The following is a 12526-nucleotide window of genomic DNA, read 5'->3' on the forward strand; positions in this document are numbered from 1 at the left end:
CGGCGCCGATTTTTTCAAGGAGGATTTGGGCTTCATCTTCGTTCCTTCGTCACTACGACGAAGCCCAAATCCTCCTTAAATCACAACCTCAAATCTGTGCCATTGGCGCTGACGGCGGACATCCTCGGGTAGTTTTAGTTCACGCTTAATTTTAGCGACCGCGAAGCTGAGCAGGGGACGCCAGCGGCGGCGCGGTACCCGTTTCTGAAAACTGAACCACAGCTCGCCAGGGTCTCGATGGACCGAAGCATGGTGAGCCTCGATTCGCGCGAGTGTTTCGGGAGAAAACTCATCGCCGTGATCGCTTCCCGCCAAGTTTTTGCGATAAGCGATCCATTCGGCGGGGCTCATGTCCTGTGCAGTGGACCGATGGTCTCCCGCTTGATCCGCGACAGCGTCGTCGAGGTCCTTGAGGAAAAAGGCAACATCCATACCGCCGCTCGCGAACCCGGTAGCGGATCGAGCAGTGAGGAGCCGGTCGACCAGGACGCGTGCCTCGTCGGAGGTGAACGATCCTGCGACACCGTTTGCGAGCGTGGCGCGAAACTGATCACACTTCTGCTCAAATTCACCATTGGCTATTGCCAGCTTGCGTTCTGCATCGCGGGCATCGGCGGTGCCGAGGCTCACCTTATAGAGTTGGCCGCAAGCGAAGGCGCTTTGCACGGCAGCGGGATACGGCGGCGGAGGTAAAAAATGCCGCTGCGAGGATCGCGCCAGAGTCCCTTCGGATTCATGATTGTTCGTCCTTTGTGTACTCATTTGGTGTACCCACCGAGTCACTAACGAACAGAAAACCGAGACTTCTGCGCCTTTCCGGCGATTTGGTGACCCCTACGGGACTCGAACCCGTGTTTTCGCCGTGAAAGGGCGACGTCCTAGACCGCTAGACGAAGGGGCCGTCGTTCGGTGAAGCGGCGCCTTAGACGGGCCCGTCGGTGCGGTCAAGCCGTGGTGGCGGCGCGTGCGCAAAAATATTGCGCCGCGCGGTTTCATTCGGCCCAGGCGGCGTCCTCGAGATGGAGTTCAGCGGCGGGGCGGCTGCCCCAATCGTCGCGCTTTGCGCGCCCCGCCAGCCACAGCTTGCGCGCACCGCGCGCATGGAGCAGCGTCTGGCCCAGTTCGGTTTCGGCGCTGCGAAAAGCGATCGCCTTGAACCGCGCGCCATCGTCGCCCGCGACGATCAGCCGCAGATGGTCGGTGCCGACCACCCCCGATTCGACGATTCGCACTGGCCCGGTGGCGACGCGCGGCGCGGGCCAGCCGGCGCCGTAAGGACCGGCGCTCTCGATCGCTTCGCACCACAAGGGATTGATCCCGCGCGGCGCGAGCACCGCGTCGATCAGCAGCGACCTGTCCCCGCTCGCCCGCTCGACATCGGCGGCCAACCGCTCGTTCAGAAAGGCGCCGAGCGCATCGACCCGCGCGCGCTCGACCGTCAGCCCCGCGGCCATCGCATGACCGCCGCCCGCGATGAGCAGCCCCGACTCCTTGGCGGCCAGAATAGCGGCTCCCAGATCGACGCCCGAGATCGAGCGCCCCGATCCCTTGCCGACGCCATCCTCGTCGAACGCGATGACGATCGCCGGGCGGTGCAGCTTCTCCTTGAGCCGCCCCGCGACGATACCGATGACGCCGGGATGCCAGCCGTCGCCCGCGACGATCGCCACCGGCGCGTTCGCCGTTGCGCCGCTCGCCTCGATCGCGGCGTCGAGCACCGCCGCCTCGATCGCGCGGCGCTCCTCGTTGAGCCGGCACAGCTCCTGCGCGATGTCCGCGGCTTCCTGCGGGTCGCCGGTGGTCAGCAGCCGGACGCCGAGGTCGGATTTGCCGACGCGCCCGCCCGCATTGATGCGCGGCCCCAGCGCAAAGCCCATGTCGCTCGCCGTCGGGGGCTTGGTCAGCCGCGCCGCGTCCATCAGCGCCGCCATGCCGATATTGCCGCGCCGCGCCATCACCTTCAGCCCCTGCGTGACGAGCGCGCGGTTGAAGCCGGTTAGACGCGCGACGTCGGCGACGGTGCCGAGCGCGACGAGGTCGAGCAGCTCGATAAGCTGCGGTTCTGGGCGGCTGCCGAAGAAGCCGCGCGCGCGCAGCGTGCGGAGCAGCGCCGCGCCGAGCAGGAAGGCGACGCCGACCGCGGCAAGATTGCCGTGCGCGGCCGCATCGGGCGCTTCGTCGAGCCGGTTGGGATTCACCACGGCAAAAGCCTGCGGCAGCGTGGTCGCGCATTGGTGATGGTCGACGACGATCACCTCGACCCCCGCGGCCTTCGCCTCGGCGATCGCGTCGAACGCCTGCGCGCCGCAATCGACGGTGACGACGAGCCGCGACCCCGCCGCGCCGATGCGCACCAGCGCGGCACCCGAGGGGCCATAGCCTTCCATCAGCCGGTCGGGGATATAGGCGCCCACCGGCACGTCGAGCGCGCGAAGCAAGCGGACGAGCAGCGCCGCCGATGTCGCGCCGTCGACGTCATAATCGCCGAAGATGGTTACCGCCTCGCGCGCCTCGACCGCATCGGCGAGCCGCGCCGCGGCGGCGTTCATGTCGCGGAACAGCGAGGGGTCGGGCATGAAACCGCGCAGCGTCGGAACGCGCTGGCGGTCGAGGTCGTCGCGCGCGACGCCGCGCGCGAGCAGCAATTGGGTGACGAGATCGTCGGGTGTAAGGCTTTCGCCGCCCATTTCGGCGCTGGTGCGGCGCCAATGCCACGGCTGGCCGAGGATCGAGCGAGTGATACCGAGGGCGGCCGTAGTCATGCCGCCGTTCCTGCCTGGAGGATGCGTGCGCGTAAATCCCGCGCGGCGGCGAGCGGGATGGCGGGGATTTCATGCGCGCCGAGCGCGCTGCCGCCGGGCACGCCGAAAACGAGGGTTGCAAGGCCGAGCGGGCGGAGGAGGAAATCGGTCTTGATATCGACGCTCTGCACCGACGCGTGCGGCAGCAGCGTCGTCTTCGGCTTCCACCAGCCGCGGCGAATCACCACCATCTCGCCAAGGTCGGTCCACAGATGAAAGCGCGTCGCGAACAGCGCCCCGGCCGCGAGCAGGGGAGCAGCGATCAGGCCGAGCCAGCCGACCGCATTGCCCAGAATCAGCGCGATGGTTCCGCCGGTCGCCGCCGCGACCGCGCCGATCACCGGACCGATGGCGATGATGCGGTGGCTGTGTTGCCACGTCTCGCCGGGGCCGGGGCGCGGCATCGCCACCTCGGCGAGCACCCGGTCGATTTCGGCGAGTCGGCCGAAGGGGACGACCTGATGGTCGGGTTCCTTCGCACCGTCGCTCGCCAGGCTTTGCAGGCGCAGTTCGTGCCAGCCGAAGCGCTGTCGCAGCCAGCCGGTGACGAGGATCGCCGCCTGCACGCGCTTGACCGGCATCGCCACGTCGGTGCGCGTCGTCAGCCCGCGCGTGCGGCGCAGCGCACGCGGTTCGCGCACGAGACGAAAGCCCCAGTTGGCGAAGACCATCATCGCGATCCCGCTCGCAAAGCCGATGACGAGCAGCGACAGGAGCGCGCCGATACCGGCGACCCAGCGATGCGCGAGCACCCAATTGTCGAGGCCATAGCCTTCGGCCAGATCGACCCAGTCGACGGGGTTGAAGACGTTGAAATCGAACGGCAGCAGATTGTCAAACAGCTGCATCGACGCGCCGACAACCGCGAGCGCGGCGAGCGAGAAGTTGAACAGGCCCGCGACGAGCAGCCGGCGCGGATCCATTGCGAAGAGCAGCCGGTCCTCCGCGGCATCGCCGCCGCCTTCGATTGCGACGCCCGAGGGATCGGCAACCTGCGTGTCGGCGGCATCGCTGCGCCAGGCGCGGATCGCGCCGCGCAGCGCCTGCGCTTCGTCGAACCCGATGGCATCGAGATCGCCGTCGCCTTCCTTGCCGCCGCCCGCGCCGGTTTCGAAATCGACCTTGGCGATGCCCAGCGCGCGCGCGATCAGCCCCTGTTCGATACTGACGTCCTGGATGCGGTCGAAGGGGATGGTGCGGTGCTGGCGCGCGAACACGCCGCTTTCGATCACCACCGCATCATCGGTCACGGCATAGCGGAAGCGCAGCCAGGCAGCGATCGCGACGAGCAGCGACAACAGCAGAAAGGCGAGCAGCGCGGGAACGACATAGGCCCATTTGCCCGCAAAGCCGATCGCCGCCAGCGCGGGCAGAAAATTGAGCGAACGCGGGCCGAGCTTGACGATCGCCAGCGCCAGCGTCGCCGGGTGCAGGCGCTGCCAGTCGGGTTCGACATCGGCCGCCCGCGCGGACGCCGCGGCAGGTTCGCCCTCGCTCATGCGAAGTCGGTCTGGATGTGGTGGCGGATCGTCTCGCGCATCGCGGCGGCGAGATCGGACCGCAGGCCAGGCAGCGTCACCGTGCTGTTGTGCGTCCCCGAGGTATGGACGACAAGGTGCGACAGGCCGAACCATCGCTCGATCGGCCCCTGCCCGACGTCGATGTGCTGGACGCGCACGAAGGGGACGATGGTGTCGGTGCGGAACATCCAGCCGCGCGCGACGCGCAATTGCCCCGTGCCGATGTGATAGCCCCACCGCTGCATCCGGCGCGACGGCAGCATGACGATGACGAGGAGCGCGATCAGCCAGGCCAGCGCGGTGAGCAGGCCGAACGGGCCGCCAATGCTGCGGATCAGCAGCGCGTCGGCGACGCTCGCGCCGATCGCCAGCGGGACGGCGTTGAGCGCCGCGGCGATACGCAGAACGTGGCGATAGGCGGGATCGACCGGGTCGAGCCCCTCCACCGCGTTGAGCGCATCGGGTGCGAAAGGGTCGATGGGCGGCGCGGCGTCGGTATCGGTCATTGCCCTTCGTTAAGCGCAGCGCCCCCTATGGCACAACAATATTGAAGCGCGGGTCGGCGGGCGGGTGCATCGCGAACCACGACAGAAAGGCCATGCGGTCGCCCTCGATGCGGATCGCGCCCGATTGCATGAGCGCCGGAAACTGCGCCTGGCCGAGCATCACATCGTCGAGCGTGCTGCGATCGAGCGTGATCGTCGCGGTCGGCGCGGCGTCGGTGACGCCATAGCGCGGGAATTCGACCCCGCCCTCGACGACGACCGCGACGCTTTCCTTGCTGTCGGGCATCACGAACTGGAACACGCCCTTCTGCGCCGCGCCCTTCACCGCGTCGAAGCGGGTAGCAAGCGAATCGAAGAAGACCGCGGTCGGGATCGCGCTAATGAACGACCGGCTCTGGCCGTTGCTGGTGCCGCCAGCGACCGCATTGCCGCGCAGCGTTGCGGCGGCGGCGAGATAATAGTTGCGCCACGCCCCCGATTCGGCCTGATAACCCAGCTGGTCATAGGCCGAGGCGAGCGCCGCGCGCGCCGCCTGATTGTCGGGCGCCGCGAAGACGAGCTTGTTCAGCATTTCGGCCGCCCAGCGATAATCGCCCTTGGCGATGGCGTCCTTGCCCGCTGCGAGCAGCTTGTCGGGGCCGCCCGCAAGCGCGACATATTTGGGCGCGCTCTCTTCGGGCGGCAGTGGGTTGAAATTGGCCGGATTGCCGTCCCACCAGCCGAAATAGCGCTGATAGGTCGCCTTCATGTCGTGATTGAGGGTGCCATAATAGCCGCGCGTCGAAAAATCGCTTCCCTGCACCGCCGCTTCGGGGGTCTGGTCGGCCAGCTCATGCAGCGTCGCGCCCCGGTTGGCGAGAAACAGGGTACGATCGTGGACGTAGCGATAGGCGTCGCGCTGGTTCGTGAGCAGCGTGCGGACCTCGCCCGCGCCCCATGTCGGCCAATGGTGCGATCCCATCGCAACCTCGGCGCTGCCGCCCCATTTGAGCAGCATCGCGTCGATCACCTTCGACCAGCGCAGCGCGTCGCGGACCTGCGCGCCGCGCAGCGTCAGTACATTGTGCAGATTGTGGGTCACCACCTCGGTCGTGTGGAGCGCCTTGTAGGCGGGGATGTAAAAGACGAACTCGGCCGGCGCCTCGGTGCCGCCTGCGTCCATGAAGTCGAAGGCCAGGCCGTCGATGGTCAGCGTCGTCCCGCGCGCGGACACGGTTTCGGTCGGCTCCATATAGCCGATCGTCCCAGACGAAAGCTTGGGTCCGAGCCCGGTATCGACCTGTCCCGTCGGCCCGGGCGCGAGGATGGCCCCGAACATATAGAGCGCGCGGCGCCCCATCGCCGGGCCGGCAAGGACATTTTCCGACGTCGCCTCTTCGGAAAAGCCGTGCGGTGCGATGATGCGGATCTTGTCCTTCTTCACCTGTTCGGGGGTCACGATGCCGCCGACGCCGCCGAAGTGGTCGCTGTGGCTGTGGCTGAAGATGACGGCGCGGATCGGCAGCACGCCCGTCTTTGCCTCGACCGTGTCGGCGAACAGCTTCCACCCCGCCGCTGCGGTTTCCTCGGACAGCAGGGGATCGACCACGATCCACCCGGTCTTGCCACGAATGATCGTCATCACCGACAGGTCATAGCCGCGCAATTGCCAGATCTTGTCCGGCACAACCTCGAACAGCCCGTGCACCGCATTGAGCCGCGCCTGCCGCCACAGCGACGGGTTGACCGTGTCGGGGGCCTTCGCCCCGTTCAGAAAGTCATAGGGTCGGCGATCCCAGACGATCCGGCCATCCTTGCCCATGATGACGCCATCGGGAATCTCGGCGATCTTGCCGCGCAGCACATTCGCCTCGTCGCGCGGGTCGTCGAGCGGCAGGCGCTGCGCGAGTTCGGCCTGCGCGGCGCGGGTCGCCTCGCTGGCCGCATCCTGCGCGGCCGCGCCGTTCGCCCACAGCATGATCGGAATCAGACAGATCGCACGCTTCATCGCATCCTCCCCTTTTGGTCCTGCTTGCGCCTTGTGGCATGGCTTGGCAAGCGGCGGCCCGGCGGTGCGGGCTTCGCGCGACGCTAGAGGATATTGCGGCGATGAAATGCAAATTGCTTATCATTTGGCACAGCCGCACCGGCGGCAGCGCCGCGCTCGCCGAGGCGGCGGCGGCAGGCGCCGGCGACGCAGCGCGCCGCGTCGCGGCGGACGATGTGACGCCAGAGATGATTAAAGCGGCGGCGGGCTATCTGTTCGTCGGCCCCGAAAATCTCGCGGCGCTTTCGGGCGCGATGAAGGAGATGTTCGACCGCTGCTATTATCCCTGTCTCGGCCGGATCGAAGGGCGCCCCTATGCGACGATCATCTGCGCCGGCTCCGACGGCGAGAATGCCCAGCGCCAGCTCGATCGCATCGCGACCGGCTGGCGCCTGCGGCGTGTCGCCGACCCGGTCATCGTCAACACCGATGCCCAGACGCCCGAGGCGATCCTCGCCCCCAAGACGATTGCGGCGGACCGCCTCGCCGAAGCGCGCGATCTGGGCGCGGCGCTCGCGGAAGGGCTGACGGCGGGAATTTTCTAGGACCATAACCCTGGGGCCGGATGCCGTCAGGCCGGGCTCGCCGCCTGCATCTCGGCGATCAGCCCGTTGTCGATGTCCTTGGCCCGCCGGTATCCCGCGCGCTCGCGCAGCGGCGCGACATAGGCTTCGAAGGCGGGGCGCGTCGGGATCGTCCCGAATTGCAGACCCCAGTCGAGCTGGCTGCCGACATAGACGTCGGCGGCGCTGAAGCGCTCCTCCGCAACGAAGGCCTTGCCCGCCACCGCCGTTTCGAGCGCGTCGAGCGCCTTTTCGAACGAGCCGTATCCCACCATTCGCTGCTGCTCGGCGCTCGGCACCCAGCCGGCGTGGGTGTTGGTCACCGCGGTTTCGAGCGGCCCGGCGGCAAAGAACAGCCAGCGGTAATAGTCAGCGCGCGCCTCCAGCGGCGGCGCTAGCCCCGCATCGGGAAAAGCATCGGCGAGATAGGCGCAGATCGCGGCGCATTCGGTGACGACCTTGCCCCGGTGGACGATCGCGGGCACCTTGCCCATCGGGTTGATCGCCAGATAGTCGGCGCCCTTCATGCTGTCGTCATAGCCCAGGATTTGCGTCTGATAGGGCCCACCGACCTCTTCGAGCATCCAGCGGACGATCTGTCCGCGCGACATGGGGTTGGTATAGAAAATCAGATCGTCGGCCATGGTTGCTCTCCCTTGCTGCGAGTCGCAAAGAACATATCAGGAACATCGTCTGCGATCCAGAAGCCTTGTTTTGTCATGCGGGCGCGGTAAGGCAAGAAGATGAGCGACGAACGCATCTGGACCGCCGCCGTGCTGGTGATCGGGGACGAGATTCTCTCGGGCCGCACGCAGGACAAGAATGTCGCGCAAATCGCGACCTGGCTCGACGTGCAGGGGATTCGCCTGCGCGAAGTGCGCATCGTCCCCGATGTCGAGGACGAGATCGTCGATGCGCTGAATGCGCTGCGCGCGCGTTACGACTATGTCTTCACCACCGGCGGCATCGGTCCGACCCACGACGACATTACCGTCGATGCGGTGGCAAAGGCGCTCGGCGTCGGGGTCATCGTCCACCCCGATGCGCGCGCGATCCTCGAACGCTATTACACGGCGCGCGGCGGCGAACTGACCGACGCGCGGCTGCGCATGGCGCGCACCCCGGAGGGCGCCGAGCTGATCCCCAACCGCATGTCGGGCGCGCCCGGCATCCGCATCGGCAATCTGTTCGTGATGGCGGGTGTGCCGCACATCACCGCGGGCATGCTCGATGCGCTGACCGGAGCGCTGGAAGGCGGGGCGCCGCTCGTCGCGCACACGATCGGCGCATGGGCACCCGAAAGCGAGGTCGCCGACCTGCTTCGCGCGGGCGAAAAGGATCATCCCGGCGTCGCGATCGGCAGCTATCCCTTCTTTCGCGACGGCCGCGTCGGCGCCAATTTCGTCTTTCGCTCGACCGACGCGGAACGGGTCGCCGCCTGCGTTGCCGCCGTGCGCACGGCGCTCGAGGCGGCGGGCTATACGGTGACCGACGGCGGCATCTGATCGGCCGCGTCGGCGTCGCTCGTCCGCGTCGCGCGGGGCAGGCGGCGCAGCATCGCGATCGCGAACAATCCGAACAGCGCCGCCACCAGAAAGGCGGCGCCGGGGAAATGCACCGGCGCGTTCGCGCCCGTGAACCAGGCCATGGTGCCGGTGAGCAGCAGGGGCGCGACGATCTGCCCCAGCCCCATCGCCATCGCCGAAATCCCCTGCACCTCGCCCTGCGCGCCGGCATCGGCGCGGCGCGACAAGATCGCGCTCAACGACGGCTGCACCGGCGCCTGGAACATGATCGGCACGATCAGCAGGAAGGCGCCCCAGGTCGTTGTGACGAACGCATAGCCGACGAATACCGCGACCGCGACGGCGATGCCGATCGTCGCCGCATCGCGTTCGCCGAAACGCGCGACCATCGGCCCGACGACGAAGCTTTGCCCGAGCGCGATGGCGACGCCGACCGCGGCAAGGCTCGCGCCGATCATCCCCGGCGTCCAGCCGAGCTGCGCGATGCAGTAAAAGCTCCACGTCATCGGATAGACGAGGCTGGCGATCTGCCACAGCAGCAGCACCGCCGCCGCGCCGCTCATGCCCGGAAGCGCGCGCATCGCGCGAACCGCGCCGAGCGGATTGGCGCGGCGCCAGTCGAAGCCGCGCCGCTTGTCGGGGGCCAGCGTCTCTGGAAAGATGAAGGCGCCGTAGATCATGTTCGCCGCCGCGAGCAGCGCCGCCGCCACAAAGGGCGCGCGCGGCGACAACTCGCCCAGAAAGCCGCCGATCGCGGGGCCGACGACGAAGCCGACACCGAAGGCGGCGCCGACGAAACCGAAGTTGCGCGCGCGCTCCTGCGGCCGCGTGACATCGGCGATCGCCGCCATCGCGGCGGCATAGCTACCCCCGAAAATCCCCGACAGCGCCCGCGCGACGAACAGCCAGGGCAGCGTGTCGACGATCGTCAGCAGTGCATAGTCGGCGGCGAGTCCGGCAAGCGACAGCAGCAGCACGCGCCGCCGCCCGAACCGGTCCGACAGATTGCCGAGCACCGGCGAAGCGAGGAAGGTCGCCACTGCCATGACGAGCCCGATCCACGCCCCGACCTCGATCGCATGCGCGAGGTCGATGCGCCCCACCTCCATCACGAGCTGCGGCAGCACCGGCATGATGATTCCGAACCCGATCGCATCGATGAAGATGGTCGCCACGATGAACGGAATGGTGCGCTTTGCCGTCACAAGAAAATCCTGAATGTCGGAAGCGGGAGGCCTGCGCCGGGCCTCTTACGGCAGGGCTGGAGCGGGTGAAGGGAATCGAACCCTCGTCGTAAGCTTGGGAAGCTTCTGCTCTACCATTGAGCTACACCCGCATTTCAACGACTTGGCCCCTGCCTGCCGTGCTGTTTTAAAGCGCGTTTTGCAGTTGCCCTCGCGATGCGGCGTCCGAGTGCCACGATGACCGCGCTGTCGTCAACATATCTCTTGCGGATCGCGCGGGCACGCGGCGGCGATCAGCGTTTCCGCGCCTTCCATGCCCGCACCGCCGCGATTGTCTTCTCGATATGCGCCTGCGGCTTGCTGTCGGTGTAGCTGAGCAGGATCGTCCCGTTCGGCGCGATCACATAGGATGTACGTTCGGAGAGAATCCGGTTGTCCGCCGTGCGCATCGTCGTGTCATATTTGGCGGCGACCTTCGCGCCCGGATCGGCCGCCACGGCAAATTTGTCGCGGCATTCCGATCGCGAAAATTCGGCGACGCGGTCGATATTGCCCGCGGTGACACCGATGACGCGTGCGCCCAACTTTTTGAAATCGTCGGTCGATTCTGCAAAAAGATGCGCCTCGATCGTGCAGCCGGGCGTGAAAGCCGCGGGAAAGAAATAGAGGACGACCGGACCCTGCTTCAACGCCTGTTTCAGCGACAGGCTGAAAGGCTTCCCGCCCTGTGCCGCATCCAGCGTGAAATCGGGCGCCTTCACGCCGGGCTTGAGCGCCGCGAAGCCCTGCAGCGGCGCGGCAGCCAAGAGCAGCCCGACACCCAGCGCGATTGCCGTCATGCCCCGGAATTTCATCATCGCTCTCCCATTTGGCCGATGTCGCCAAGCATGACCAAAAAATGCGCGGGCGTCCAGCGCGCCGACGCGGACGCCCGTCGAGGTCATGGTCTTGGAGAAAACTGGCGCACCCGACAGGATTCGAACCTGTGACCTCTGCCTTCGGAGTGCAGAGTTTACGCACAATGCGGGACAAGCTGGAACGCCGAAAGCTCTGAAATAACGTCATTTCCTATCTCTCCTTGTTTCCGATAATCCCTGCATGTATTCCATACGTATTCCATACAAAACGGAATGAGAGAATTGGCAGTGGCATTGGACCTAAGCAAAGTCGGCAACCGGGAGCGGTTGAAAGTGCAACGCGAGCCGCACTGGCAAAGGCTGCGCGCCGGATGCTTCCTTGGCTTCAGGCCTTCCAAGCGCGGGGGCAAGGGCACATGGATTGCCCGCGTCTATGACGAGGATGCCAGCCGCTATCAGGTGAAGTCGCTTGGGGATTTCGGCACGCTCCCAGGAAACGAGATGTTCGCAGCGGCAAAGAAGGAGGCCGAGAAGCTTGCCGAGCTTGTGGAATCGGGCGGCGAAATCCGCGCCAAGATCGAGACCGTTGCCGATGCCTGCCGTGAGTACGCCAAGGACCGGCCTGAAGCCGAGCAGCGCTTCAAGCGCTACGTCTATGAGGACTCTATCGCCAAGCTGAAGCTGGACAAGCTACGCCGCCGTCACGTCAAGGAATGGCGCGAGCGGCTGGAAGCACAACCTGCACTGGTGAGCCGACGCAAGAAGGGCGATCCGGTCGAACGCGAGCGAGCACCATCTACCGTCAATCGCGAAATGGCCGTGCTGAGAGCGGCATTAAGCAAGGTTCTGTCACCCGGCGCACCGAATAGCGAAGCGGCATGGCAGGAAGCCTTGAAGGCCATCCCCAACGCCAATGGACGCCGTACCCTCTATCTGGACCGCAAGCAGCGCAAGAAACTGATCGAGTGCACCGATGCATACGCAGCGCCTTTCGTCCGCGCCCTGTGCCTCTTGCCGCTTCGTCCCGGCGCTATGGCGGCGCTCACGGCTGGCGACTTCGACAAGCGCACGGCCGAACTCACCATTGGCAAGGACAAGACCGGGAAACCGCGCCGCATCCAGTTGCCGCAAGAAGCAGCACAACTGCTCGCCAAGCAGGCCAAGAACAAGCTGCCAGGCGCACCGCTCTTCATGCGCGCTAACGGCAAGGCATGGGACAAGGACAGCTGGAAACGGCCCATTGCAAGCGCTGTGTCGGCTGCCGATCTGCCAGCCGATGCCACCGCATACACTTTGCGGCATAGCACCATCACTGACCTCGTGAGCGCTGGTCTGCCATTGCTCACCATCGCTCAGATTTCCGGCACGAGCGCGGAAATGATCGAGCGTCACTATGGGCACCTCGCGAGCGATGCAGCGGTCAAGGCGCTAGGAGAGTTGGCGTTGTGAGCGAGAGGGCACCCTACCGTGGAAATGGCCCTACCGTGGGAATAGAAGGCGGCATTGCCGTTACGGCTGTCTAGACATGGCCAGGCCTCGCAAT

At 66.4% G+C, this 12526-nt stretch carries 11 protein-coding genes and 2 tRNA genes; 3 read left to right on the plus strand and 10 right to left on the minus strand.

Annotated features, from left to right (window positions below; translation table 11 throughout):
* Window positions 1–75 precede the first annotated feature (75 nt).
* The 6 genes from L0963_RS14930 to L0963_RS14955 all read right to left on the minus strand — a co-directional run bounded on the left by L0963_RS14930 (window position 76) and on the right by L0963_RS14955 (window position 6814).
* Window positions 76–630, minus strand: coding sequence for a hypothetical protein (locus L0963_RS14930; RefSeq protein WP_234180367.1), 555 nt, complete (start codon window positions 628–630; stop codon window positions 76–78).
* Window positions 631–825: 195 nt separating this feature from the next.
* Window positions 826–901, minus strand: a tRNA-Glu gene (locus tag L0963_RS14935).
* 91 nt (window positions 902–992) lie between these two features.
* On the minus strand, window positions 993–2762 hold the full coding sequence (recJ, locus tag L0963_RS14940; protein WP_234180369.1) for a single-stranded-DNA-specific exonuclease RecJ: 1770 nt from the start codon (window positions 2760–2762) through the stop codon (window positions 993–995).
* Window positions 2759–4300 (minus strand): PH domain-containing protein, encoded by a 1542-nt coding sequence (locus L0963_RS14945; RefSeq protein WP_234180371.1) that lies wholly within the window; start codon window positions 4298–4300, stop codon window positions 2759–2761. The genes recJ and L0963_RS14945 overlap by 4 nt, the downstream gene beginning before the upstream one ends.
* Window positions 4297–4827 (minus strand): PH domain-containing protein, encoded by a 531-nt coding sequence (locus tag L0963_RS14950; RefSeq protein WP_234180374.1) that lies wholly within the window; start codon window positions 4825–4827, stop codon window positions 4297–4299. Before L0963_RS14950 ends, L0963_RS14945 begins: the two co-directional genes overlap by 4 nt.
* A gap of 25 nt (window positions 4828–4852) precedes the next feature.
* A complete protein-coding gene (locus tag L0963_RS14955) occupies window positions 4853–6814 on the minus strand; it encodes an alkyl/aryl-sulfatase (protein ID WP_234180376.1) in 1962 nt (653 codons plus the stop codon).
* A 101-nt stretch (window positions 6815–6915) separates the two neighbouring features.
* Between L0963_RS14955 and L0963_RS14960 the strand changes: the two genes are divergently transcribed.
* Window positions 6916–7398 carry a flavodoxin family protein gene (locus L0963_RS14960; protein ID WP_062903060.1) on the plus strand — a complete coding sequence of 161 codons (483 nt, stop codon included), beginning with the start codon at window positions 6916–6918 and terminating at the stop codon, window positions 7396–7398.
* A gap of 26 nt (window positions 7399–7424) precedes the next feature.
* Here L0963_RS14960 and L0963_RS14965 read toward each other — a convergent pair whose 3' ends face one another.
* Window positions 7425–8060, minus strand: a complete 636-nt coding sequence (locus L0963_RS14965) for a glutathione S-transferase family protein (RefSeq protein ID WP_234180377.1) — start codon at window positions 8058–8060, stop codon at window positions 7425–7427.
* Between the two features lie 99 nt (window positions 8061–8159).
* Between L0963_RS14965 and L0963_RS14970 the strand changes: the two genes are divergently transcribed.
* Window positions 8160–8921, plus strand: a complete 762-nt coding sequence (locus tag L0963_RS14970; RefSeq protein WP_234180379.1) for a competence/damage-inducible protein A — start codon at window positions 8160–8162, stop codon at window positions 8919–8921.
* Here L0963_RS14970 and L0963_RS14975 read toward each other — a convergent pair.
* The 3 genes from L0963_RS14975 to L0963_RS14985 form a co-directional block, all read right to left on the minus strand.
* Window positions 8894–10147, minus strand: a complete 1254-nt coding sequence (locus L0963_RS14975; RefSeq protein ID WP_082819856.1) for an MFS transporter — start codon at window positions 10145–10147, stop codon at window positions 8894–8896. The two genes, L0963_RS14970 and L0963_RS14975, sit on opposite strands and share 28 nt — an antisense overlap.
* 57 nt (window positions 10148–10204) lie before the next feature.
* A tRNA-Gly gene (locus L0963_RS14980) sits at window positions 10205–10278 on the minus strand.
* Window positions 10279–10419: 141 nt separating this feature from the next.
* A complete protein-coding gene (locus L0963_RS14985; protein WP_062901335.1) occupies window positions 10420–10983 on the minus strand; it encodes a peroxiredoxin in 564 nt (187 codons plus the stop codon).
* Window positions 10984–11256: 273 nt separating this feature from the next.
* On the opposite strand from L0963_RS14985, the gene L0963_RS14990 reads away from it, so the two are divergent.
* The gene (locus L0963_RS14990; RefSeq protein WP_234180380.1) at window positions 11257–12432 is read left to right on the plus strand and encodes a tyrosine-type recombinase/integrase; all 1176 of its coding nucleotides are present in this window, start codon (window positions 11257–11259) and stop codon (window positions 12430–12432) included.
* Window positions 12433–12526: the final 94 nt, after the last annotated feature.

Origin of the sequence: Sphingopyxis sp. NFH-91 (assembly GCF_021401285.1) — a bacterium.
In the GTDB taxonomy this organism is placed as follows: Bacteria; Pseudomonadota; Alphaproteobacteria; order Sphingomonadales; family Sphingomonadaceae; genus Sphingopyxis; species Sphingopyxis terrae_A.

What these genes read in the sequence shown, in the direction of transcription:
- recJ (WP_234180369.1), bottom strand. Translation starts at nt 2,762, where the DNA reads ATGACTACGGCCGCCCTCGGTATCACTCGCTCGATCCTCGGCCAGCCG.
- L0963_RS14945 (WP_234180371.1), bottom strand. Translation starts at nt 4,300, where the DNA reads ATGAGCGAGGGCGAACCTGCCGCGGCGTCCGCGCGGGCGGCCGATGTC.
- L0963_RS14950 (WP_234180374.1), bottom strand. Translation starts at nt 4,827, where the DNA reads ATGACCGATACCGACGCCGCGCCGCCCATCGACCCTTTCGCACCCGAT.
- L0963_RS14955 (WP_234180376.1), bottom strand. Translation starts at nt 6,814, where the DNA reads ATGAAGCGTGCGATCTGTCTGATTCCGATCATGCTGTGGGCGAACGGC.
- L0963_RS14960 (WP_062903060.1), top strand. Translation starts at nt 6,916, where the DNA reads ATGAAATGCAAATTGCTTATCATTTGGCACAGCCGCACCGGCGGCAGC.
- L0963_RS14965 (WP_234180377.1), bottom strand. Translation starts at nt 8,060, where the DNA reads ATGGCCGACGATCTGATTTTCTATACCAACCCCATGTCGCGCGGACAG.
- L0963_RS14970 (WP_234180379.1), top strand. Translation starts at nt 8,160, where the DNA reads ATGAGCGACGAACGCATCTGGACCGCCGCCGTGCTGGTGATCGGGGAC.
- L0963_RS14985 (WP_062901335.1), bottom strand. Translation starts at nt 10,983, where the DNA reads ATGATGAAATTCCGGGGCATGACGGCAATCGCGCTGGGTGTCGGGCTG.
- L0963_RS14990 (WP_234180380.1), top strand. Translation starts at nt 11,257, where the DNA reads ATGAGAGAATTGGCAGTGGCATTGGACCTAAGCAAAGTCGGCAACCGG.